A 24,344-nucleotide genomic window follows, 5' to 3' on the forward strand; every position below is an offset into this window, starting at 1 on the left:
TATAATGCGTATATAGATGTACCATTTTTAAGTAAGGAGACGTCACTATGAGTCAATCAACTCAAAAAGCCACGCTTTACAGAATGTCGACACCTGACCACCAATGCCCTTTTGGTTTAAAAACCAGGCACTTACTTAAAGCCAACGGTTACGATGTGGACGACAACCTGTTGGAAAGCCGAGAAGAAACCGACAAATTCAAGGAAAAGCACGACGTCGATACCACTCCACAAGTGTTTATTGGTGATAAACGTATCGGTGGGTACGAGGAGGTTCGAGCCTTTCTTGGAAAGCCTCTTCCTGACCCTGACGCAACCAGTTACCGACCCGTTATTGCATTATTTATTATGACGGCACTCCTCTCTGTAGCCACGTCGTGGTTGTCTTTTGGTCGCGTATTTACCGTACAAACCATCGAGTGGTTCATCAGTTTCTCTATGGTGGTTCTGGCCTTGCTCAAACTCCAGGACGTAGAGAAGTTCTCTACCATGTTTCTCAATTACGATCTTCTCGCCAAAAAATGGGTGCCTTATGGCCGTATTTACCCCTATGCCGAAGGCTTGGCGGGTCTGTTAATGGCAGCGGAATTCGCCCATGTCATATCCATACCCGTCGCATTATTCATCGGCATCGTAGGCTCTATATCGGTGTTTAAAGCCGTTTATGTCGACAAACGCGAGCTAAAATGTGCCTGTGTCGGTGGCTCCAGTAATGTGCCGTTAGGCTTCATTTCGCTCACTGAAAACCTCATGATGGTCGCTATGGCTGTCTGGATGTTTTTTACAATGAACTAGAAAAAGAGCGCTATGCGCTCTTTTTCTTAACGCTTTTTACGTAAAAACAAAATCTCACCAGCGGCAATCAATGCCATACCGATAAGAGACGCCCAAATCACCAGCGGATCGCTCGTCCATTTCACCCATATAAAAGCGACTAAAACGATGACGTCTAGCGTGATTGCGCTGACAAGTATGTAAATATTGGCATTCACCTTTTGCCTTAGATGCCGTAATACGCCCCAGTGGATCGCAATGTCCATCACGATATAAAAAATAGCGCCCAGTGACGCAATTCGACTCAAATCGAAGAATGCCGCTAAGATCATAGCCATAACAATGGTGTAAACCAGCGTGTGCTTCTGAATGGAACCTGGCATGCCAAAATGACTGTGTGGAACAAGCTTCATATTGGTCAACATGGCTAACATTCTTGAAACGGCAAACGCGCTGGCAATCACTCCTGATACCGTTGCTACAATTGCAAACGCAACCGTCACCCAGAGTCCAGTTTCACCGTAGACGGGTCTGGCTGCTTCAGCAAGCGCATAGTCTTTCGCTGTCACAATCTCATCAATCGACAAGCTCGAACCAACGGCCAGGGTGACTAGCACATATATTAGCGCGCAGATAACCAGCGAAATAATAATGGCACGCCCGACGTTCTTCTTAGGCTCAACAATTTCACCGCCACTATTCGTTATTGTTGTAAACCCTTTGTATGCAAGTATGCTTAAAGCAATACCCGCTAAAATACCGCCACCCGAAGCTTCTTCTGGAATAGCAGATATCGATTCAAACTGAATGCCTGAAGCCCACAAACCACCAGCGGCTAAAATCACCAATCCTAAAGCCTTCACAAAGGCCATAAAGAACGAGAACGTTTGAATAAACTGATTACTCAAAATATTGATAAAAAATGCGAAGAGCAGCAACCCAACCGCCAACAACGGAATAAGCCACTGCGCTTCAAAAGAAATTAACTGGCTTGTATAGGACGCAAATGTGCGAGCGACTAGACTTTCATTAATGACCATAGAAAAGTACATTAAGAGTGCGAATATCGCCGTCACACTTCCTTTTCCATAAGCTTTACTGAGGAACATCGCAATACCGCCCGCTGACGGATAGGCTTTCGCCAACTTAACGTAAGAGTAAGCGCTAAAGCCGGCAATGATACCGCCGCACACAAACGCCAGGACAAACCATTCTCTTGCCAGCTGAGCAACTTGTCCGGTCAGTGCAAAAATACCAGCGCCAATCATCACACCAGTCCCCAGCGACACCGCCCCCCAAAGACTCAGGCTGCTTTTCTGATAATCCTGATGTCCGTGTTCATGATCGTGTTCTGCCATAATCAGCTCCTGTGATTGAACTCAGTTGGACCAATGGATCCGGATAATTTTCCAGCCAGACTCAGTCGTATTTGATACGGTTACGGTTTCATTCATCGTTAAATCAACCTCACGCCCGTTATACTCCCCGGAAACGCTATACCGAGAAGTGATCACAGCAAGGCCATCGGCTTCTTGTACTGTCCTTTCAAGCAACTGTGAAGGAACCGCCTGGCTAAACTTAATATCTGACTTAAGGTGATGAGCACTGTACTCGGCCAAGGACCGTTCAACGCCACCACCTTCAAAGATAAGCACATCATCGGAAAGCACGTCTTTAACGACCTCCGTGTCACCTTCAGTTAAAGCAGTTCGAAATGCATCAAGCACAGCGGTCGGCTCAGATAGTTTTTCGGCGCTACTGGGCGCTGAAATAAACATTACCGAAACCATAAAAACACTCACAAGTAATTTCATTCTTCTTATTCCTTACATTAACCGGGGGAAAACGCGCTGCTTAGCGCAGAGGCCAGGGTAAAAATAGTGACAGCCAATACCATTTCCGCCGTTATGGAGTTTTTGAGTCGCTTGGCGGCCGCGTTATCATTTAATTGCGGTACGAACTTTAATTTATGCAATGCGGCAACAAGGAGAATCAGCGCCACAAACACAAGTTTCGCTAGTAGTACCGTGTCATACGACGTAAGCGGCAGCTCTGGCATCCATCGCCCTGTTGCACTACGATAAATAACCAAGCCCGCAATAAGGAGTATTGGAACCGCTGCAGACATATGCACACCAAAACGCTCCATAATGGCTTTCGCTTTAGCAAGCGGTACCGACGTTGCCAGCTTTCGCAATGAGTTAAGACTGCCGAACCAAACCCAAGCGACTAACAAGTGTGTTAAAAGCGCTAGCTTTCCCCACCAGACGGCGTCACTGCCGTGACCAATACTTAAAAAGCTCCATCCCATGAGTCCAATGGCGACAACATATAGCACCCACTTTATACGTTTTAGCTTAACAACGGAGTAAACAATCCAAGCAATAGCAACCGCTATCTGAAGTTGCATGAACAACCCAACAGGGCCGGTCCATATAAACTGCATGTAGGTCGTGTCAATCATGCCGGCAAAGCCTTCAGCAGCAAAACTACCGACTTTCAGAAAAAAATACAGAAGGCTTGCCAGTAATAGAAGCAACGCAACAAGGCTATTCTTTCGTTCAGACTGCTTTTTTAAACCGGACAAATAAACGATATAAGGCGAGGCGGTCATCACCGCGTTAAGCCAGAATATAAAGGCCAACGTTAAAACGCTGGCCACACTCCAAAGGGTCATCATTTCACCTCAAAGCTAAAATCACCCGATATTTTATGACTGTCCCCACCCATTGCCGTCCAATAAACCGTATAACCACCTGACGCCAAATTGTTTTTAACAGCAATTTCGTACGCTGCTTTGGGAGTCATGCTCATCGAAAAGTCCAGCGGATGCATTTTACCGTCATCTGAGTGCAGCATAATTTTAGCCAGACGAACATCACCGGAAAAATTCATCGTAATTTCCGTTGGTGACTCGGACAAAGTCGCACCGTCCTCCGGGCTACTGGATGTTAGGCCGACGTGAGCGCTGGCCCATGCACTAAAAAATAACGTGGTACCGAAGGCTAACTTAAGTATGTTTTTCATGTTGTTTCCTCTTTGTTTATTATCAATTAAAACCAAACTCTGGCCCCAAGGACCACGCCTGTTTCTGTGGTGTCCTCACCCATTCGTTTCATTTCATCTGCCGTGTTGCCTAACGCGCCGTTCCAATAAACACCAATGTAGGGTGCAAACTCACGACTGATTTCGTGACGATAACGCAACCCCACACGCAAGTTGCTCAAGCCACTTTGCCGTTCATATTTGTCTGAATCTGTCAGGTTGGCTGTAAACTCAATGCGAGGCTGTAAGTACGATGTTTGTGTGAGCTGCCACTCGTACTCAGTTTCGCTAACAAATTGGACGTCGCCTTCTTCATTCACCATCAGCGAGTTATCCATTTCGAACCAATAGGGCGCCAACCCCATAAAACTCACGACAGCATAATTTTCCATAGACGCGTCCGACGATAAGGTACCTCGCGTACCAATACCGGCCTGAAACGACCAAAACGGAGACATCAGGTAGCCGTATAACAACTCAGCACTTTCCAAGTCAGTGGGCTCTCCGTCATCTTGAATATTTTCCCCCTCACTTTTGAAGACAAACCGATGATAATCACCACCGTACCAAGCCATCATGTCCCAAACGGCAACGTTCTCTTCCTCGTCTGTTCGCGTTAATTCCAGCCGGTCAAATAATACCTGCCCGGTGTAATATTCTTTAACGGGCTCTGGCCAGCCTTCCTCTGCATGTCCCGCCATTGCCACTGCGGGTAAAAGTGCTGTAGTGAACAACAATGATTTAGCGTACATAGCCTTCCTCCTTATGCCACATTTACCACACGAAACATGCCCGCTTTCATGTGATAAAGCAGATGACAATGAAATGCCCAGCTTCCCGGTGCATCAGCGGATATCAGTAGTGATACTTTCTCGCTTGGTTTTAAACTAATGGTGTGCTTACGAGGACGAGGATACTGTCCATTTTCAAGTTCCATCCACATACCGTGTAAGTGGATTGGATGATCCATCATGGTGTCATTAACCATCACCAACCTTAAGCGCTCGCCGTGACGGAACTGCACAGGGCCGTCAACTTCGGTGTATTTCTTCCCGTCAAACGACCACATATACCGTTCCATATTACCGGTCAAATGCAGTTCAATCTGGCGCTCTGGTTCCCGCTTATCTGGCCATTCTTGGGCGCCAATAAGATCGCTATACACTAAGACTCTATGGTCAACATTATCCAAACCTATGCCCGGTTCATGGAGACGACTGGTCGGATTCATAGCTATCATGGCGGCAGCAGCTCCGTGACCACCTTCACTGTGCTCAATTTTAATGTTTTCCACAGGAAGCTCTTTTTTGTGTGTCATTTTATGCGTCATATGGCTGTTATTGCCGCCCATATGCTTCATATTCATGCTATTGCCTTTCATATCACCGGACATCGCCATCGCTCCCATGCCCATAGCGGCCATGCCTCGCTCAGGAACTTGCCGTAGTTCAGGCACTTCAGCCTCAAGACCAAGTTCCGGCGTTAATGTACCTCTGACATAACCACTTCGATCAAAGCTCTCAGCATAAATAGTGTAAGGCTTGTTTTGCTTAGGCTGGACAATTACATCGTAGGTTTCCGCCACACCAATGCGGAACTCGTCAACTGGCACTGGCTTCACAGGCTGCCCGTCAGCGGCCACTACCGTCATCTCCAATCCAGGGATTCTTACGTCGAAGAAACTCATTGCCGAACCATTAATGATACGCAGGCGTACTTTTTCACCAGGCTTAAACAATGCTGACCAGTTCATCTGTGAATCGCGGCCATTCATCAGGTAGGTATAAGTACTGCCCGTCACATCCGCAATATCACGGGGGCTCATTCGCATTTGCCCCCACATTTCTCGTTGCTTCCAGGTTTTCTCTAACCCTTGCTGTCGCACGTCCTCGAAGGTCTCAAATATCGTACGTTTTTGATAGTTATAGTACCCCTCCGCAACTTTCAAGTTACGAAACACGGTATCCGGATCTTCGAATGTCCAGTCGCTGAGAATAATGGTATGTTCTCGATCAGCACCAATGTCTCCGTCTTTCGGTTCAATCACTAACGGCCCCAGGTGTCCCAATTGCTCCTGCAAACCGGAATGGCTGTGATACCAATAAGTTCCGTTTTGCTCGACATCGTAGCGGTATTTGAACGTTCGTCCTGGCTTTATCCCTTCGAAAGATACGCCAGGCACGCCATCCATATTCTCCGGCAATATAATTCCGTGCCAGTGAATTGACGTGTCTTCCGACAACCGGTTAGTCACATTTAGCTTTGCTCGCTGCCCTTCTTTTAAACGAATCAAAGGGCCCGGCATTTGGCCATTGATGGTTATTGGTGCTCCTACTTTATTTCCCACGAGCAGTGGGGACTTTGCAATGGTCAGATCAATCTCATCGTTTGTCAGGATCTGATCTTTAAAACTGCGTCCCTGAGGAGCAGCCCAAGTTGGGGCTACTTTGGCGATTGCTAAAGCAGACGCCACAGTGAATGCAGATTTAATAAACTTTCGACGCCCTTTGTTAAACTCATTGCTCATTATGACGCTCCTCTTTTGAGGTTAAATTTTGATAACGTTGAACGTCCTGTTCCTTATCAGACGGCTCATCAGAAACCGATGATTTAAACCCTTTAATCGCACTACCAAGATCGGAGCCCAGGGTTCGTAGCTTTTTACTACCAAAAAGAAGAATGACAATAACCAGTAAAACTCCTAACTGAACCATACTCATGCCGCCAAATCCCATAGCTAAAGCCCTCCATTTGAGAGTGCTTGCTGCTGCTTTAAACTTGCTATCTGCTTACAAGGTGTAATTGAACCGTCCTTTTTGATTTCATAGACCGTATACGGTTGAAACCGAGTACCCATTTCCATACCAACAGACCCTACCGGCATGCCAGGAACAGTTAATCCAATGCCATTGGCTGACTTTTTCCCAGCTAAATAATGAGAAACCAATGTAGGAGGAACGTGCCCCTCAAAGACATAGCCATTACTAGAAATAGCGGTATGACAGGATTGGACCTCGGCACTAATACCGGAGTCACGTTTTCGTTGGGTCAGGTTGTTCGGATGTTGTACGGACACACTAAAGCTATCGGGTAAAGCTTGTAACCACTTTTCACAGCAACCGCAGTTGGGATCTTTTAGAACGGTTAGTTGCTGCTCTTCTACATCGGTTGCAGATACAGACACGGAAAACAGCATCGCCAAAACAGCGATATTGCGTTTGATAGACATAATTATTCACCGATTAATAAGTTTTAAGGAAACACGCCGAGCGTGTGTTAAATTTCTAGTAACTTATTAAGCGGTAATTATTGGGGGACGGAATAAATTAGACGCGTGTTTAGCACGAATTGAGGTGTCGATGGGCGCATCGACTTTGGCAGAGAGGTTAACTGCAGCGGCATTAACCGAAGAAGACTGTCCGACAAATAAAACCGAGCCGCCGGAGCAATGCCGAATGGTCATGTCAGCACAGCACGAGTTGTGCTTTTGCGTCTCATGCTCGCAATCGTTTGTGTCGGCTTCGTACATCATGCTGTGCTGCATTTGGCTGTTATCATGACATGCGTGAGCTTCTGCCGTTTGCGAAAACGACATCGACACCAATAGCACTGTCATTAATAACAGAATTCGAATTAGCACGAGCACCCTGCTTTTTGCAATTTAATAAACTTTAGTCTAACGTCATTTTAACGCATGTCAAATAAGGAGCAGATAATGATGAATCACGAAATGTTCGCAGGTATGGGCTTTCTATGGATGCTGATTGTGGGAGCTATTTTTATTGTTCCCGCATGGCGTATCTGCCAACGAGTTGGCTACCCTGGTCCATTGGGTCTTCTGATTGTTATCCCTATCGCAAATATCATTCTTCTTTACTTTATAGCGTTCGGCCCATGGAAAAATGTTGATAAATAGCTAATTCACTTTAACCAAAGCAACAAGTATAGCTTTTCATCTCTGATCAGAAGCACGAATTTATTTGCCACTACACGTTCACAAGTTGCAGACCACTATAGCTATGTTCAACGTGTTAAGCGAGTATTGGGCATAGCCAAAAAGTTAAAAGATTCATTTGTGAAAAAGCTTTCAATCAAAAAACTAAAGCTGAAGTTTTAGTAACAAGGTAAGTAACACGCTTGAATCTTAATATTTTTTATCCACTATAAAACAATAAGTTATTAGATCTTATCGATTCCGCCTCCAAAGCTAATCTCACAGCTAACCGACTTTAACGACAATACGCCCTCTAACTTTGCCTTCTATTAAGTGATTTGCGGTATCACAAACCTCAGATAAAGGTATTTCCGTAGCTACGTTTTCAAGCGTTTTGCTGTCTAAAATTTTAGACAGTCTACCCCATGCTTCTACTCGATCATCGAGGGGACGCATAACACTGTCAATTCCGGCTAAGGTTATACCTCTTAATATAAAGGGTGCGACTGTTCCCGGCAGGTCCATTCCTTGCGCTAAGCCACAAGCAGCCACTATGCCACCGTATTTAGTGCTCGCGCATGCATTCACCAATGTATGACTCCCCACTGAGTCTATCACGCCGGCCCAACGTTCTTTGGCTAATGGACGTCCAGGCTCTGACAGTAAATGCCTATCGATAACATCGGCCACTCCAAGTGATTTCAGATAATCGGCTTCTTCAACTCTACCGGTGGCGGCCACGACGGTATAGCCTAGTTTAGCGAGTAGCGCGATAGCATAACTACCCACCCCTCCATTGGCACCTGTGACAAGGATTTCCCCAGAATCAGGAGTCACACCGTGTTTTTCGATAGCAATGATGCATAACATGGCGGTATACCCTGCGGTACCAACAGCCATAGCCTGCTTCGCTGATAACGATTTGGGTAACGGAATTAACCAGTCACTGCTTAATTTTGCTTTCTCTGCCAATCCACCACAGTGCACTTCACCTACGCCAAAACCGTTAAGCAATACCTCTTCGCCAACATTAAACTTATCAGAAGTGCAGCTGACTACAGTTCCTACCAAATCAATCCCAGGGATCATGGGGAATTTTCTCACCACTGGTGATTTTCCGGTAATGGCAAGTGCATCTTTGTAATTAAGCGAACTGTAGGACACGTTAACGAGCGTATCACCATCCATTAAAACACTTTCATCTAAGCCCTTGATAGTCGCCGTATACTTCTGCTCGTCCTTTTCAATTAATACCCCATTAAACATAACGCCTCCAATATAGACCGACCGTCTACTAAATGACAAAAAAATTACTTAGGTAAGCCCTGAGTAAAAAGTTCTAAATACTTATCTAGCGGCTGCGTACTTTTCTCAAGCCGTGAACGGCTTACCGCGCCTTCCCATCCAATCCAGAAAAATTCAGCTAGAGCGTCACAATCAGCATCTTGTGATAACTCACCTGTTGCTTGCGCCTCACGAAGGCAACTTGCAATACGCTGCTGCCAGGTTGCGAAAATTTCTATTAGCACGGGTCGAAAGCTCTCCGGTATTGCATCGACTTCTTGCCCCAAGTTACCAACCAGGCAACCTCTTTTAAACTGATGCTTGGCAATACCTTGTTTAGCGTCTTCAACAAAGTTTCGAATTCGCTGTAACGGCGAAAATGAAGTATCAAGTAAGCAACTATCTAATTTTTTCGCGAAATAGTTAGCGTAATTATTCAAGACTGCATGACCAAAAACTTCTTTGCTGGAGAAGTAAAAGTAAAACGATCCTTTGGGCACACCGACTTTTCTCAGGATTTTATCTAAGCCTGAGGCGGTAAAACCTATTTCGGTTAAATGCTCAAGACCACTTCTAATTAGAGCGGCTCTGGTATCTTGTTTTTTAACCGCTGCTTTTGGCGGTCTTCCTCTTCGAGGTTTAGCGATTAAATTTGTCATGTGAAGAACACTAGACTGATCGTCTACAAAAAACAACTTAGACAAAAGTCGAATCCTATTGCCGCTGATGCAAAACTTTATGGTGTTACTTGGAGTTTTGATACCAGGCGGCCCAATTGAAAACAGAGATTTTTCACATATACCTCCCCTGAAACTAGGGGCATTTAATGTGTTTCTGACCATTTTGGGCATTGCTAGCTTTGCGTTAGTCTATTTTTCAATTGAAGGATCCACGTTTTCATTCATCGTAGCAGCGATTTGTGGCGTATCCTATTTCCTAGTGTATGCTCTGGATTTAGGAAAGATCTTTCCCGTATCTCCCACGAGAATGCCACGCGCATTATTCTGGATTGAAATTGTCGGACTCATCTTATCGATACCACTAACACTGCTGTCGCTTGTTTATGTATTTATATCGAAGGGTAGCGGCCACGCCACTGGCGTTCAATCGGACACAATGATTATGGCATTAATTGCCATCATGGCCTTAGGTATTGGGGTCGTCATATTTGCCACAAAAGCAGCAATGAGAAAGTCGCCTAGCAAGGCAAATTCAGACGATGCGAAAAAGCAAACGGATGATTAGCAGCGAGCAGACACCAACACTCTCCGCTAGAGATATAAAATTCCGAGATGAGCTTATAGATTACTTGAATAATCAAGCATGATTCAAAGCTACTTTTCAAAAGCTGCGGCTCTCGTATCGCATTAATTTGTCGATGCTCTATTGGGTTTAGTCACTACTACCCCAGCTAACACCAAGCCAATGGCGGCAGCTATTAACGAACTGTTGAATGTCTCACTATAAGCTCTCAACGCCTCGGCCAATAGAGGAGCTATAATTTGCCCCACCCCATAAGAAAGCGTCATGACTGCCAGCATATTAAACTTTACTCTGTACTTTATTTTTTGTGCAGCTGACATTGCAATTGTCACGGTTCCCATAAAGGTAGAACCGACCAAAATAGCGCTTAAAAGATAAAAGCTAGAGGACGACCCCATCGTCGGCAGCGCTACACCTAAAGCCTGTACGCCGAGGTTAGTTTGTAAGGCAAGCTGGGAACCTAGACGTTGATGAATTTTGTGCCAAATAAAGCACGAGGGCATGGCACCTAATCCGAATACCGCCCAGATATGTGACGAATCAACCTCGGGTAACACTTGATGGACTAAAAACGGTAGATAGGTTGCGGTAATAATGTACCCTAAGCCAGCCAGCGATAAAGCGTATCGCGGACGGTCACCAGGTCACTGAGGCAGTATTTGATGGTGCGTGGTCTCGCTTACGCCCGGTGTTGATGACAGCCATCACCTCAGCACTCGGGCTGATACCCATGCTGTTTGCCACGGGAGCAGGCGCTGAGATCCAACGACCCTTGGCCACGGTCATCGTCGGTGGACTGGTTTCCGCCACGTTACTGACCCTTGTGGTATTACCGGTGCTCTACCCTTGGTTCTCTAAACAGAAAGTGAAGGAGCTTACGCGAACCTGATTTGTTTCACTGCTTACAGTTTGTAACAAAGCAGATTCGCTTTTCGTCTCCACCGTGATTATTGTTTAATCAAAGTCAAAATGAGGGCGTTGAAATGTACAGCGACAAAGATATTCGCGCGGCCGTCGAGGCAGGTGTCATGCCTAAACAAACGGCGAACGCGTTTCGTGATTTTATTCAACAACAGCGCGGTGGAGTCCTAAATCAGGACCAAGAGTATATTCCTCTAGTACACGGCTTTAACGACATTTTTGTCGTGATCGCCGCAGTGATTGCTTTGGCAGGTCTGTGGACGATTGGTAATACCATGTCGCCGCTGATCGGTGGCGGTTTAGTCGCGGTGGCAAGTTGGTTGTTGTCCGAGTACTTCACTCGCCGTCGACATATGGCGCTGCCATCGATCGTGCTATTGGTGACTGCATTGGGCGGTACCTTCGGTGGCGTGATTATGCAATTACTTGCCATGACGGTACGACCCGACATTGCTAGCGGTGTCGCATTTATTGCTGCTAGTGCCGTTGCAACAGCACATTGGTTTCGGTTCCGTGTTCCTATCACGCTCGCGGCTGGGGTCGCTACGGTGATTGGTATCATTGTGTCGTTCTTAAGCACCACCTGGTTGCTAGACAGCATCTTAATTGACGTAGTGATCATGACAGGGGGCTTAGTCACCTTTGGCATCGCCATGTATTGGGATGCTTCGGACGTCGATCGCACCAGTCGCCGTTCTGATGTCGCGTTTTGGCTTCATCTACTAGCGGCGCCGCTGATGATCCATCCATTGTTTAACGTCATTCTTGGCAGTGATTTTGAAATCGGTGTCACTCAAGCAGCCGCCACACTGGTGGTTTATGTTGTGTTGAGTATCGTATCTCTGATTATCGATCGTCGCGCCTTGATGGTATCTGCATTGGCTTACGTTATCTTTATTTTCAGCCAAGTGCTGACAAGCGTTGGCTTGGTCGACTTAGGTAGCGCAGTGATGGGCTTAATCGTGGGGGCTGGCCTACTACTTGTATCGGTGTTCTGGCATCCGTTACGCAGTTCATTGGTATCTAAATTACCACCTGCGCTACTTAATAAATTACCTTCACTGCAATAAAGCATTGAGCGGCGCAAGTCGCTCTTTCTAACTTATTAGTTAAAAGTTGTATATATTTTGTAAAAATGAGCTTTGAAAAGCCGTCAAAGCGAGCCATAATTTAATAAATTAAACATTTAAATAACATTTGGAGCCGCTATGGCTGTGAAATTTGAAGACCGTCCTCTGGATAAAATCCGCGAAGAGGTGATAGACCAGCTGGTTATGAATTACAGTCATGGTGAATTATCGCAAGAGGCTTTTGAGGCTCGGCTTGACCAAGCATTTGATGCGACTGCTCATCAGCAACTGGCCGACTTGGTTGAGGACTTACCCCTGCAAGTCGATGCACAGTACGAACAAAGCAAAGCCGCGCGCTTTGAGGCACGCTCTACCAAAATATTTGCTGGTAGCGAGCATTCAGTTGTGGCAGTGCTTTCATCGCAGAGTATGAAAGGCGCTTGGCAAGTACCGGCTAAAATTAAAGCCTACAGCGTGTTGGGATCACTCAAGATCGACTTTACTGATGCACACTTCGAGAGCGATGAGATTCATGTTCAACTACTCGATCTGGTTGGCGACATTAAAATTTTTGTACCCGAGTTTGCCCGCGTGACCTGCAATGTTGCCAACATTATTAGCTCACTCGATAATCACCTCGAGGCGCCAATACAAGAGCCTAAAGTGCACATCCATATTTCCGGCTATTCCGTACTTTCTTCTATTGATATAAAAGTACGCCAAACGATGCGCGAGCGTTTTATTGCGTTTGCTGATAAGTTAAAGCGTAACTGGACCACCTAAAAACAACAACCTGGAGTCTAATCAATGAAGCTCTACGAAATGGCAAAGGCGCCTAATCCGCGTCGCGTACGTATGTTTCTCGCAGAAAAGGGATTACTTGAAAAAGTCGAACGGGTTGAAATCGATTTATCAAAAGGTGAAAACCTCAGCGACTCTTTCAAAGCCAAAAACCCCATGCAAAAAGTCCCCGTACTTGAGCTCGATGACGGTACTTTTATCTGCGAAACCACGGCAATTTGCCATTATTTTGAAAACCAATATTCCGACTCACCTAAACTACTTGGCGACAATGCCAACGACAAAGCCATTATTGAACAGTGGACGCGTTGGGTCGATTTTTATTTGTTCTATCCGATTGGCATGGGCTTTCAGCACACGACCGATTATTTCAAGCACCGCATGCAGCCAATCCGCGAATGGGGAGAGCACAATATCAAAGAGGCCGAGCGCTTTTTTGACTTCCTAAACGACCAACTCGAAGGTAAAGACTTTATTGCCTGCGGTAAGCTCACGGTCGCGGATATCAATGCCTTCTGCTCAGTCGACTTTGGCAAAGTCGTGAATCTACGCGTTGATGAAAGCCGTCCCAATTTATTCCGTTGGTATCAAGCGATGAAGCAACGCGCTTCTGCTAACGTTTAATTCGAGCCTAATATGCAAGAAGAAGCATCGAGTTTATGGGCGGACTTTAGCTCCGCTTTTACAACCCTATGGCAGACACCACTTTACACCTCCGGCGATACTAAAATTCATTTTAGCCAGGTGGTCATTGCACTGACCATTATCATCGTCGGTGTCATCGTTGTTCGCATTATAGGCCGCCAGTTACTGAACCGTGCACTACTACGCAACGGCGCGTCGGAAAACACCCTATTTACCTTTCGTCGGCTATTTCAGTTTATAGCCTACTTGTTACTGGTTTTACTTGCTCTACCGTTAGCTGGTATTCCGATTACCATATTTGCAGTACTCGGTGGTGCGTTCGCCATTGGTGTGGGGTTTGGTGCGCAGAACTTGCTCAATAACCTGATATCGGGTTTTATTCTATTAACCGAGAGTCCAATTCGTATTGGCGATATCGTTGAGCTCGAGAACGAGCAAGGTCGCATTGAAGAAATAGGTAATCGTTGCGTACGTATTCGCCGTTTTGATGGGATTCATGTACTTGTGCCAAACAGCTACTTTTTAGAGCAGCGCGTAGTGAACTGGACACTGGTTTCAAAAGATATCCGCAGCAATGTCAGTGTGGGTGTCGCTTATGGTTCGCCGACCGAAAAGGTACGTGACTTAATGCTGGAAGCGGCGAAAGAGCATAAAAAGATTAACACCGAATACCCCATCGAAGTGTTATTTGAAGACTTTGGTGATAACAGCCTTACCTTCAATTTGCTGTTCTGGACTTCGGTCAGTGCACCGATGGATTTACGTCGGGTGCAGTCAGATTTGCGCTATAAGATCGACTCACTATTCGCCGAGAATGATATCGTTATCGCCTTCCCACAACGGGATGTGCACCTCGATACATTAAGACCTCTCGAAGTCTCTATTCAACGAGCAAAAAAAAGCGATGCTAATTAGCATCGCTTTTATCAAAACTCTCCGCGTATTTAGAATTCACGCTTATACGTTAGCGAGAAGCTAACACCACGCGTTTCTGAACGAAGCAACGTATCATCAAACTCAATCTCTTTATCTTGGTTCAAGATATTTTGTACCTTGAGCGTGATCTGAGAATTAAAGTCTGGATAGTAGCTATAAACCGCGTCTAAACTATGGAAAGGTTGCTCAAACGCATCGCCACGGCCTTCGATACCTGGAATGATAATGCGCTCGCCAAACACGTTGTAAACCAACGATGCAGAGTGCTTACCATTGTCAGAATCAAAGCCAAGTTGACTGTTTACAACCCATTTTGAGTGACCCGTTAAGCGACGTTCGGTATTGGTAATCGACGTCGAAACACCGGTTTGTTCAACGATATTTTGAGTATTCAATTGAATTTCTGAATCACTCAAAGTGACGTTGCCCGATGCGAAGAAGTTGTTGCTGATAGACTTCAACCACTCCATCTCAACACCGTATACTTCACCGGTCTCAGCGTTAGCAATACGTACTAATGGAGGACCATCTTGGGCGGGCGACTGAACAGATTCAATCGGGTCAGTCATGTCCTTGTAGAACATACCTAGTGACAAGGTATCGCCATTTTCTTGATACCACTCCCAACGTGCGTCATAGTTCTTGATCGACGTTGTCCGCAAGCCCGGTGTGCCGCCGACAGGGAACAAAGTCAACGGATCGAGGTACGTTGAACTAGAGACTTCACGCAAGTCAGGACGTACTACCGTTTGTCCGTAACTGAAGCGCAACTGCTGCTCATCGGTTAAGAAGTAAGTTAGCGCCAGCGAGGGGTAGAAGTCATCCTCCTGGAATGCCAGGTCCGCTAAGTCGTTAGGTGTCGGGTTGGTTGGCAAGTCGATTTCACCTGTTGTCGGTACCAGCGGTACCACAACTTGGCGGAAGTCTTCCCAACGTACACCCGCAGTGATACGCCACTGATCTTTCAAGAACACATCGCCTTCAAAATAGTAGGCATCAATGGTCTGTGCAGAGATGTAATCATCGCCCGCAACCGTAGTGTCATTTAAAATCGGAGTGAAACTTAACTCAGTATTTGCCAGCAAGTCATCGTTTAGCACTTCACCTAACTGATAGCCCTGCAAAACGCTCGAGTCAGGGAACGCACGCGTATTGATATCAAAACGGCGGTTGGTAGCAAAACGCGTTTTCTGAACAAAATCCGCGCCCGCTTTTAAGGTAATATCCCAATCATCCAGCATGATAGGAAGCGTCACATTCCCACCCCAGTTTTCAACTTCGTCATTGAGATCTTGGAATGAGTAACGCGCTGCTGTTGTGGCGTTGGTCAAGTTACTTTCATTCTCACGATCGAAAACACCGTCTTCATTGCGATCCGTGATGATGAAGCGCGTCTCTAAATTGCCTGGCGCGTAACGACTTGAACGAGACTTTGAGTATTTCCAATCAACACCCAAGAAGTTCCAATCAGTGAAGGTGTGCATCCCTTTAATTTGGTTTGCTACCATGCGACGCTCTTGGTAGTTCACGTCAAATTCGCGAATGCGCTGATTTGAGCCAAAGTTAATATTGTTGTTATTACCTAATTTCTCGCGCAGGCGATCTTCGGTATCGTTCAAAATAACGTGGCTAAAATCGACTTTATGGTTAGCACCGTAGTTCACACCAAAGGTAAACATCCCCGACCACGTCACTTGATGCTCAGTTGACTGAACATCATCCCAACCACGTACCAGCGTATAAGTATCGTCTGGGTTTAGGCGGAAGTTTTCCCCTAAAAACTGCTCTGATACTTGCCACTCATTATCGTATGCAGCCGTTGCCAAAAAACCCACCGCCCAATCATCGGTCAAATCATAGCGGTTACCGTATGTAACATCTAAACCGTAGTCCGGGTCGATCGACTGCATCGTTGGATCGTAATCACGGTTCAGCGCTAGCGCGACATCGCGGTTTTCTTCAATGCTGATTTCGTCAAGGAATGTGCGTTGTCCCCACAATGCCTGTAACATTTGAGGCGCAGCGCGGGTTCCGTCATCTTTACCTTTCCAACTGCTACCACCGTCATACCAGTAGGCATCATCAAAGTTTTCTGAATTGCCACCCACTTTAACCGATGCATTAAATACTTCTTGCGTCGGTGCAGACTTCAAACGGATATCAACATTACCACCGCCGAAGTTAGCAGGCATTGAAGCCGAATAAGACTTCTGAACCGCCAAACTTGAAATGATATCGGCTGGGAACAAGTCGAGTGGAATGACAGCACGTGTTGGATCTGGACTCGGCACAGACATGCCATTGAGTTGTGTACTTGAGTAACGTTCACCCAATCCACGTACATAAATGAACTTACCGTCAACTAACGTTAAGCCCGTAATACGGCGTAGTGCAGCGGCTGCATCAGAATCACCTGTGCGTGAAATTTGATCGGCACCCATGATATCTGCGACGAACGCCTGCTCTTTACGCTCTTGCACAACAGCTGCGGCACTGCCCTGTAAACGAGTACCTGTGGTAACCACTTCCTCGATGACTTGCTCAGGATTGCTTGCCTGCTGCGTTGCGTCAGTTTCGGTTTGCTCAGCATCTTGCCAAGCGAGGGCCGCAGGTGTTGCCAAACAGGCAAGCACTGCGAGAGAAATATTTGCCAGAGGGAATCGGTTGGCACGCATGATATTAGTTACCTCTTGTTACTATGGAAGCCGGAGGTGTCCCGAAGGCCACCTCACGGCTTTTAAAGAGCACGGTGTGCTACTTAAGGGGTTACTCTAATCCTACAGTCCAACCTGCAGTCCAATCGTTACCTTCCTCAACTGCACCTACGAAAGTTGCGTTGTCGAAGAATGTATCGCCGCTGAGGTCTGCTGCAGTTGCGTCAGTAATACTAAAGATACCGTTTAAAGTATCGGCTGCCGCCGCGATGCTATTGCCGTCCTGGTCAGTGAACCAAGTTTCGAGGTTGACGTCACCTGAACCAAACTTGAAGTTTTCACCGTTTTCACACGCCATAACCGAGTTGGTCATCGCGATGCCACCATCCTGCAAGTGCTGCTGGCTCACTGGGTTGCTTTCAACTTCAAAGCATTCACCCATGCCTGCTGGACCCGAAACAATCGTGTTGTAGAACGTTGCTTGAGTACCTTCACGGAGGTAGATACCCTCTGAAGAGTCTTCACCTTCGAACGTATTACCAATGATGGTCAAGTTAGCGATGGTCGGATTAGACATTGGCGTTGCCGCTGGGTTGCTACCGTCGTTATCGGCTTCGATACCGCGGTTTGTATCTGAATTGTCTGGGTTTTGGCGAACCAATACATACTGCATTTTGCCTTGATAGCCGTTATCCCAGTCGATGCTGTCATCTTGCATGTTAGTCAAAACAACATACTTAAAGTTAACCGCGCCGCCGAACATCTCGATACCGTCGTCTGAGTTGTTATGCACCTGCAAATACTCAACTGTCGTACCAGAGCCCACGCCACCAAAGGTGATGCCGTTCAGCTCATTGTCTGGTGCGATTTCAAAACCACCGTTCATGACACGTACGTACTGCAATGTGCCTGAACTATCGGCCGCATCGGTACCACCGAATACAGCGCCTTCAGCGGCACCTTCAACTTGCAATGCACAGTCAGAACCGTCAGATGGGCATTTATTGCTTGGGGCGTTACCTAAGATAACTAAACCGCCCCACTGACCCGGTTGACCTTCGCCAGTCTCCACGTAGGCTGCTGAAGTGAAAGTGATAGGGTCAGCTGCTGTACCTTCAGCCATGATGTCTGAACCACGGCTAATCACTAAGTAGTCACCACCTGTACGGCCATAAACAGTTACGCCTGGCTCAATCGTCAATGTCATTGAGTCTGCATTATCGCCGCCCATAAATACTGGACCACTTAAGGCGTAGATATTGTCAGCCGTTAGCGTTAAATCACTAGTGTAAGAACCTTCGAGCTGACAAGTCGTCGTTGAACCGTCAACAGGAGTAATCGCTTCGGTTCCGTCTGGACAACCCGCTACTGGCGCTTCTGAACCGCCCGCAGTGACTTCACCGCCGCCAAAGCCAAATGCCCAACCCTGACGCCAATCGCTGTCCCCGGGTACTGCACCAACAAAATCAACTGATTCAAAGAAGCTACCATCAACGGTGTTCGCAACGTCTTGACCTGCACCTAATAACGGTGAGTTTGCCATTGGCTGACCGTTAGCACCTAACATAATTGAAGTGCTCACTTGGTTGTTTTCTTGCTGATTTAAGAACCAATCCTCTAAGTCAACGTCGCTAGCGCCAAACTTGAAGTTCTCGCTGTTGTTACACGCCATGAAGGAGTTTTCCATGGTGATAGTGCCGTCACCCAGGTTAGCTTGTGATTGTGGGCTTCCTTCGACTTCCAAACACTCGCCCATTTCAGATGGACCTGTAACCACTACGTTGTAGAGTTGCGCACCTGTACCTTCACGCAGATAAATACCTTCCGATGAATCTTCACCTTGGAAGTTATTACCAATGATGGTTAAGTTAGCGATAGTCGGATTAGACATCGGCGTTGCAGCAGGATCGCTGCCGTCGTTATCTGCTTCGATACCACGGTTGGCATCGCCGCCGTTTGGATCTTGCTCGACGTAAACAAACTGCATTTTACCGCGGTAACCGTTATCCCAGTCGATACTGTCATCTTGCATGCTGGTTAGCACGACGTGCTTAAAGTTAACCGTACCACCAAACATTTCGATACCGTCATCCGCGTTACCGTGAACTTGTAAGTAGTCAACTGTCGTGCCTGAACCAACACCGCCAAACGTGATACCGTTTAATTCGTTGTCAGGTGCGATTTCGAAACCAGCGTGTTTAACGACAACGTAGCGTAAAGTACCTGAGTTATCGTCGTCTTGAGAGCCACCAAATACTGCGCCTTCTTCAGCACCTTCCACCTGCAGTGCACAGTCAGAACCATCTGAAGGACACTTGTTACTTGAAGCGTTACCTAGGATAACCAAGCCACCCCATTGACCAGCGCCTGTCTCTTCGCCAACCACATCTTGTGATGAAGTAAAGATGATTGGTGAATCAGAGGTTCCATCTGCCATGATTTGTGAACCACGGCTAACAACAAGGTAGTCATTGCCTTGACGACCGAAGACCACGGTACCCGGCTCGATAGTCAATGTTGCTGAATTTTCGTTATCACCACCGACAAACGTAGGCCCGTCGATAGCGTACATAACTGTTGTACCGTCATCTTTGCTGTTCACTAGCGTGGTGTCAGCAGTAATACGACCTGAGATGACTTGAACTTGTACTTCTTCGCCCAGCGCTTCTGACGCTGCTAACGAAAGTGAACCACTCGTAGTACCCGGCAAATCAGCGCCTGTATCGCCGCCGTTGTCGCCGCCATTGTCACCACCATTATCTGGTTGCTGCACTTCAGCACCCGAATTGATATTGATGTCGCCACCGCAACCAGCAAGCGCTAACGCTGCTGCAATCGCAGATGCTTTGAACAAAGAATTCAGATTCATTGGGTTCTCCCGACTTGGATGTTATCCATAGGTTAAAAGTCGAGGAGAATCTTAGGGAGCTAGCGTGACAAATTTGTGACAATCACAAACTGTCATCAAATCTTCATATTAGAGTAACGCAACTGCAACGTACGAAATTAATTTGATGAGCTGCTTTCACAGCCCATACTCCATCGCAATTTCATCGCAACAGTGTTTCTTAGGACACAACTCACAGTCTTTCATTACCTTTTCTGGTAACTGTGCTTTGTCGCACAGCGTAAAGCCTTGCTGTTTAAAAAAGTCAGGCACACGGGTCAACACAATCACGCGCTTTAAACGTATTTGACGCGCTTTGTGGCACAAATGTTCAACCAGCATACGACCTTGCCCTCGTACCTGGCTTTGTGGATTAACACCCAACGAACGTATCTCAGCTAAGCCTGTGGTGTAGATATAAAGCGAAGCGCACCCAGTGACTTTGCCATCGACTTCAGACACGGCAAATTCATTGATTGAGTGCACAATGTCATCTTTCGCTCGTGGCAGGTTTTCGCCTGCACCTGCCCAGTGACCAACCAAGCCGACAATCGCATCAATATCATCCAACGTAGCATCACGAACCTTAATACGCAGACCTTGCTGAAGCTTCTTAAGCGCAGCTTGTGTCTGTTCAATGCTGGTGCCCCCGAGTGCATTTCGTTTTGCCAATAGCGCCTCAATGCTCAACCATTCATAAACGTCAGGCATAATCACCGAATGCACTGCTTGCAAAGTACTGAGAGGCAAATCTTCGAGCGGTTGCTGGTGCTGAAGCGCTATCTGCACGCATTCTCCCACCACTTCATGCGCGGTTCGAAATGGAACGCCTTTGCTAACCAAATAATCGGCAAGCTCAGTCGCATTTGAGTAGCCGCCTTTCGCTGCTTGTAACGCCCGGGGCTGATTGACAGTAAGACCATTCACGCATTGCTGTGCAATATCGATAGAGGCTCCCCACTGGGTATAGCTGGCAAACAAGCCCTCTTTGTCTTCTTGCATGTCTTTGTTGTACGCCAACGGGAGTGCTTTCAATGTCATCAACAGTCCCACTTGCGCGCCAACTACACGTCCCGACTTGCCGCGAATTAGCTCAAGCGCATCGGGATTCTTTTTCTGGGGCATCAGTGACGAGCCACTGCTCACATCATCGGCTAATTCAACAAACCCCGCTTCACCACTGGCATAAAAAATTAAATCTTCAGCCATACGAGAGAGATGAATCATCGACAGTGAAGCCACCGATAGCAGTTCGACAATAAAATCGCGATCGGATACGGCATCTAAACTGTTCGTCGCCGGCGCGCTAAACCCCAAACGAAGCGCTAATTCCGTTCGATCGACCGGATAAGCCGTACCGGCTAGAGCGCCCGCTCCGAGTGGGCACACATTGATACGCGCTAACGCATCTTTTAACCGTGCCTGGTCGCGCTTAAACATCTCAACATAGGCTAAGCACCAGTGCGAAAATAGTACCGGTTGTGCGCGTTGCAAATGTGTATAGCCAGGAATCACCGTTGTTGCTTCGCGCTCAGCTAAATTAGCCAGCGCTGCAATTAGTTGCTCGAGTCGCTGCCATTGGGTCTCGACCTGCGCTCGGCACCACAGTCGAATATCGGTGGCGACTTGGTCATTACGGCTACGACCTGTATGCAGTTTTTTACCCAGATCGCCAATGCGTTCGATCAGCTGACGTTCAATAAAGGCGTGAATGTCCTCATCACCGGCCACCGCGACATCACCTAAACACCCACTCCAGTGCTGTAAAATGTCATGCAATGCATGCTGTATATGGCTGTACTCATCGGTCGTTAACACGCCCACCTGTTGCAGCGATTGCGCCCAAGCAATACTGCCCCGAATATCAAACTCAAGTAGTACACAGTCAAATGGCAGAGAGTCATTAAACTGCTGAAAAGCTTGGCTGGGAGGCGCACTAAACCGGCCTCCCCAGAGTCCCTTGGTCATATTCACCTCCTACACTTTTGCCGTTTGTTTTAACGCGCGGATACGGCTCGACAGTGAATAGAGGCGAATAAAGCCTGCGGCATGCTTTTGGTCATAAACATTATCGGCACCGAAGGTGGCAAACGCCTCGCTGTAAAGTGAATAAGGAGAACACTTTTGCGTGACAGTAACATTACCTTTATAGAGCTTAATCACGACTTCACCGGTTGCCACTCGGTTCAGACTTTCGGCGGCGGCTAACACCGATGCTTGGTTAGGGGTAAACCAACGTCCATCGTAAAGCAACTGAGCAAACTGCTCGCTTAGCTGTGTTTTCCATGAGCGCGTCATTTTATCGAGAACCAACTCATCGATGCCACGTAAAGCGTGCATCATGATGGTCCCTCCCGGCGTTTCATAACAACCACGGCTTTTCATACCCACTAGACGATTCTCGACAATATCAACGCGACCAATGCCATGCTTGGCACCCAGTTTATTCAGTTGCTCGAGGCATTTAAGAGGCGACAACGCTTCACCGTTAACACTCACCACAGCGCCCTGCTCAATCGCTAGACTGATATATTCAGGTTTATCGGGTGCCTGTTCAGGTGAGCAAGTCAATGTCCACACTTCGTCACTCGGTTCACACCAAGGATCTTCAAGCTCGCCTCCCTCATGTGAGATATGCCACGCGTTGGCATCGCGACTATAGATTTTCTTGAGTGACGCAGAGCAGGGAATATTACGCTCTGCAAGATACGCAAGTAAGCTCTCCCGACTACTTAAATCCCATTCTCGCCACGGCGCAATCACCGTCAGTTCAGGCGCCAGCGCGGCATAGCATGATTCAAAACGTATCTGGTCATTACCTTTACCCGTGCAGCCATGCGCTAAGGCATCCGCATTGACTTTACGCGCCAATTCTACTTGCGCTTTGGCAATTACCGGACGAGCCATCGCCGTGCCAAGTAAATAGCTCTGCTCGTAAACAGCACCGGTTTTCAAACTTGGATAAATGTAATCAGCTGCAAACTCATCTTTAAGATCGACAATATGACACTCACTAGCGCCCGAGGCTTTTGCTTTTGCTTCCACGCCTTCGAGTTCTTCTGCCCCCTGCCCTACGTCGGCCACAAAAGCCACCACTTCACAGCCGTAGTTTTCACGCAACCAAGGCACAATGACGGATGTATCTAAACCACCAGAATAAGCCAATACTACTTTGTTCATTGTTTGCTCCTTAGCTCGCGTGTTGCTGGGTCAGTGTGTTTTTGGGGTTAAGTAAAAGATGAAGCAGCGCATTTTGTGCAAATAGCCGATTTTCTGCCTGCTTAAGACACAGTGAATCGTCGCTATCCATCACTTCAGAGGTGATCTCGTAATCACGATGGGCGGGTTGGCAGTGCATCACCGCACTCGCTCCAAGCCGTTTAATGAGGGCGGCGTTCACCTGATAAGGCATAAAGGTGGCTTTAACCTCATCGAGACTTTGCTGTTGTCCCATCGAAACCCAAGTATCGGTATAAACAACATCGCTCTGCTCACAGGCCTCAGGATCATGAATTTGTTTGACCGAGCCGAACCCTGCTTGGTTGAGTTGGTCGATATCAGCCACACTGAGACCATGTTCAACAGGGGTTACTAAAGTGACATGCATGCCGAGTAGACAACCATAAAGTGCCAGCGAACGCGCCACGTTGTTACCGTCTCCCCAATAGCTCAACGCTTTACCACTCACATCGCCATAGTGCTCGACCAATGTAAGACAGTCAGCCAGGGCTTGGCACGGATGAAACTGATCGCAAAGGCTATTAATCACAGGCACAGAAGCATGCTTAGCCAATTCTTGTAAAGTTGCATGCTGATTCACCCGTGCCACAATAGCGTCGCACCAACATGACAGGTTTTTGGCGTAATCAGCGATGGTTTCGCGTTGCCCGAGTTGGCCGTTTTGCTCGTCGAGGTAAACACAATGACCACCTAAGCGTTGGATGCCCACATCAAGGGATAGCCGTGTACGCAAACTAGGCTTCTCAAACAACGTCACGATGCTTTTTCCAGCTAGACTCTGAGTAAATTTTTGCGGCTGTGACTTTTGCTCAATAGCCGTATTGATTAACTGTAACAGTTGGCTTTGGGTAAGCTCATTACCCGTTAAAAAATGTGTGTTCATACGAATCT

25 protein-coding genes are annotated in these 24,344 nt (G+C 47.0%); 8 read left to right on the forward strand and 17 right to left on the reverse strand.

From position 1 onward, the window contains the following. Positions 1-47 precede the first annotated feature (47 nt). A complete protein-coding gene (locus BFR57_RS11115; protein WP_071464067.1) occupies positions 48-794 on the forward strand; it encodes a MauE/DoxX family redox-associated membrane protein in 747 nt (248 codons plus the stop codon). Between the two features lie 26 nt (positions 795-820). On the opposite strand, the gene BFR57_RS11120 is transcribed toward BFR57_RS11115, so the two are convergent. The 9 genes from BFR57_RS11120 to BFR57_RS11160 all read right to left on the reverse strand — a co-directional run bounded on the left by BFR57_RS11120 (position 821) and on the right by BFR57_RS11160 (position 7,458). Then, a complete protein-coding gene (locus tag BFR57_RS11120) occupies positions 821-2,131 on the reverse strand; it encodes an APC family permease (protein ID WP_071464068.1) in 1,311 nt (436 codons plus the stop codon). Between the two features lie 21 nt (positions 2,132-2,152). Then, a complete protein-coding gene (locus BFR57_RS11125) occupies positions 2,153-2,587 on the reverse strand; it encodes a nuclear transport factor 2 family protein (RefSeq protein ID WP_055437789.1) in 435 nt (144 codons plus the stop codon). Positions 2,588-2,604: 17 nt separating this feature from the next. Beyond that, complete coding sequence (locus BFR57_RS11130; protein WP_253183640.1) at positions 2,605-3,453, reverse strand: CopD family protein; 849 nt, start codon at positions 3,451-3,453, stop codon at positions 2,605-2,607. Continuing rightward, a complete protein-coding gene (locus tag BFR57_RS11135) occupies positions 3,450-3,800 on the reverse strand; it encodes a copper resistance CopC family protein (protein WP_011234483.1) in 351 nt (116 codons plus the stop codon). Before BFR57_RS11135 ends, BFR57_RS11130 begins: the two co-directional genes overlap by 4 nt. Positions 3,801-3,826: 26 nt before the next feature. After that, a complete protein-coding gene (locus tag BFR57_RS11140) occupies positions 3,827-4,570 on the reverse strand; it encodes a copper resistance protein B (RefSeq protein ID WP_071464070.1) in 744 nt (247 codons plus the stop codon). Between the two features lie 11 nt (positions 4,571-4,581). Beyond that, on the reverse strand, positions 4,582-6,345 hold the full coding sequence (locus BFR57_RS11145) for a copper resistance system multicopper oxidase (RefSeq protein ID WP_071464071.1): 1,764 nt from the start codon (positions 6,343-6,345) through the stop codon (positions 4,582-4,584). After that, on the reverse strand, positions 6,335-6,553 hold the full coding sequence (tatA, locus tag BFR57_RS11150; protein ID WP_053954069.1) for a twin-arginine translocase TatA/TatE family subunit: 219 nt from the start codon (positions 6,551-6,553) through the stop codon (positions 6,335-6,337). The genes BFR57_RS11145 and tatA overlap by 11 nt, the downstream gene beginning before the upstream one ends. 2 nt (positions 6,554-6,555) lie before the next feature. Next, positions 6,556-7,047: a DUF411 domain-containing protein gene (locus BFR57_RS11155; protein WP_071464072.1), complete on the reverse strand. Its 492-nt coding sequence runs from the start codon at positions 7,045-7,047 to the stop codon at positions 6,556-6,558. A gap of 66 nt (positions 7,048-7,113) precedes the next feature. Next, entirely contained in the window at positions 7,114-7,458 is a 345-nt protein-coding gene (locus tag BFR57_RS11160) for a hypothetical protein (RefSeq protein WP_053954071.1), read from the reverse strand. A gap of 75 nt (positions 7,459-7,533) precedes the next feature. Here BFR57_RS11160 and BFR57_RS11165 point away from each other — a divergent pair, with 75 nt between their 5' ends. After that, the gene (locus tag BFR57_RS11165; protein ID WP_006956255.1) at positions 7,534-7,734 is read left to right on the forward strand and encodes a hypothetical protein; all 201 of its coding nucleotides are present in this window, start codon (positions 7,534-7,536) and stop codon (positions 7,732-7,734) included. Between the two features lie 303 nt (positions 7,735-8,037). Here the strand turns inward: BFR57_RS11165 and BFR57_RS11170 are convergent, their stop codons facing one another. After that, complete coding sequence (locus BFR57_RS11170) at positions 8,038-9,018, reverse strand: MDR family oxidoreductase (protein ID WP_071464073.1); 981 nt, start codon at positions 9,016-9,018, stop codon at positions 8,038-8,040. A 44-nt stretch (positions 9,019-9,062) separates the two neighbouring features. Next, complete coding sequence (locus BFR57_RS11175; RefSeq protein ID WP_071464276.1) at positions 9,063-9,695, reverse strand: TetR family transcriptional regulator C-terminal domain-containing protein; 633 nt, start codon at positions 9,693-9,695, stop codon at positions 9,063-9,065. 58 nt (positions 9,696-9,753) lie between these two features. Between BFR57_RS11175 and BFR57_RS11180 the strand changes: the two genes are divergently transcribed. Further along, the gene (locus BFR57_RS11180) at positions 9,754-10,281 is read left to right on the forward strand and encodes a hypothetical protein (protein ID WP_216096954.1); all 528 of its coding nucleotides are present in this window, start codon (positions 9,754-9,756) and stop codon (positions 10,279-10,281) included. A 122-nt stretch (positions 10,282-10,403) separates the two neighbouring features. Here BFR57_RS11180 and BFR57_RS11185 read toward each other — a convergent pair whose 3' ends face one another. Continuing rightward, positions 10,404-10,913, reverse strand: coding sequence for a YbfB/YjiJ family MFS transporter (locus BFR57_RS11185; RefSeq protein WP_290439330.1), 510 nt, complete (start codon positions 10,911-10,913; stop codon positions 10,404-10,406). Positions 10,914-10,924: 11 nt separating this feature from the next. Here BFR57_RS11185 and BFR57_RS12770 point away from each other — a divergent pair, with 11 nt between their 5' ends. From BFR57_RS12770 to BFR57_RS11205, 5 genes are all read left to right on the forward strand, one after another. Continuing rightward, positions 10,925-11,188 (forward strand): efflux RND transporter permease subunit, encoded by a 264-nt coding sequence (locus BFR57_RS12770; RefSeq protein ID WP_290439331.1) that lies wholly within the window; start codon positions 10,925-10,927, stop codon positions 11,186-11,188. A 94-nt stretch (positions 11,189-11,282) separates the two neighbouring features. Further along, positions 11,283-12,290, forward strand: coding sequence for a hypothetical protein (locus BFR57_RS11190; RefSeq protein ID WP_071464075.1), 1,008 nt, complete (start codon positions 11,283-11,285; stop codon positions 12,288-12,290). Positions 12,291-12,428: 138 nt separating this feature from the next. After that, positions 12,429-13,073: a DUF1707 domain-containing protein gene (locus tag BFR57_RS11195; RefSeq protein WP_071464076.1), complete on the forward strand. Its 645-nt coding sequence runs from the start codon at positions 12,429-12,431 to the stop codon at positions 13,071-13,073. A gap of 24 nt (positions 13,074-13,097) precedes the next feature. Then, complete coding sequence (locus tag BFR57_RS11200) at positions 13,098-13,715, forward strand: glutathione S-transferase family protein (protein ID WP_071464077.1); 618 nt, start codon at positions 13,098-13,100, stop codon at positions 13,713-13,715. A gap of 12 nt (positions 13,716-13,727) precedes the next feature. After that, complete coding sequence (locus BFR57_RS11205; protein ID WP_071464078.1) at positions 13,728-14,651, forward strand: mechanosensitive ion channel domain-containing protein; 924 nt, start codon at positions 13,728-13,730, stop codon at positions 14,649-14,651. A gap of 29 nt (positions 14,652-14,680) precedes the next feature. Here the strand turns inward: BFR57_RS11205 and BFR57_RS11210 are convergent, their stop codons facing one another. From BFR57_RS11210 to BFR57_RS11230, 5 genes are all read right to left on the reverse strand, one after another. Further along, a complete protein-coding gene (locus BFR57_RS11210) occupies positions 14,681-17,347 on the reverse strand; it encodes a TonB-dependent receptor (protein WP_071464079.1) in 2,667 nt (888 codons plus the stop codon). A 91-nt stretch (positions 17,348-17,438) separates the two neighbouring features. Next, positions 17,439-20,195, reverse strand: coding sequence for a hypothetical protein (locus BFR57_RS11215; protein WP_071464080.1), 2,757 nt, complete (start codon positions 20,193-20,195; stop codon positions 17,439-17,441). Between the two features lie 156 nt (positions 20,196-20,351). Beyond that, positions 20,352-22,181: an argininosuccinate lyase gene (gene argH, locus BFR57_RS11220; RefSeq protein WP_071464081.1), complete on the reverse strand. Its 1,830-nt coding sequence runs from the start codon at positions 22,179-22,181 to the stop codon at positions 20,352-20,354. Positions 22,182-22,190: 9 nt separating this feature from the next. Beyond that, the gene (locus BFR57_RS11225) at positions 22,191-23,393 is read right to left on the reverse strand and encodes an argininosuccinate synthase (protein WP_071464082.1); all 1,203 of its coding nucleotides are present in this window, start codon (positions 23,391-23,393) and stop codon (positions 22,191-22,193) included. Between the two features lie 10 nt (positions 23,394-23,403). Further along, positions 23,404-24,336, reverse strand: a complete 933-nt coding sequence (locus tag BFR57_RS11230; RefSeq protein ID WP_071464083.1) for an ornithine carbamoyltransferase — start codon at positions 24,334-24,336, stop codon at positions 23,404-23,406. Positions 24,337-24,344 lie beyond the last annotated feature (8 nt).

Origin of the sequence: Idiomarina sp. MD25a (genome assembly GCF_001870515.1) — a bacterium.
GTDB lineage: Bacteria > Pseudomonadota > Gammaproteobacteria > Enterobacterales > Alteromonadaceae > Idiomarina.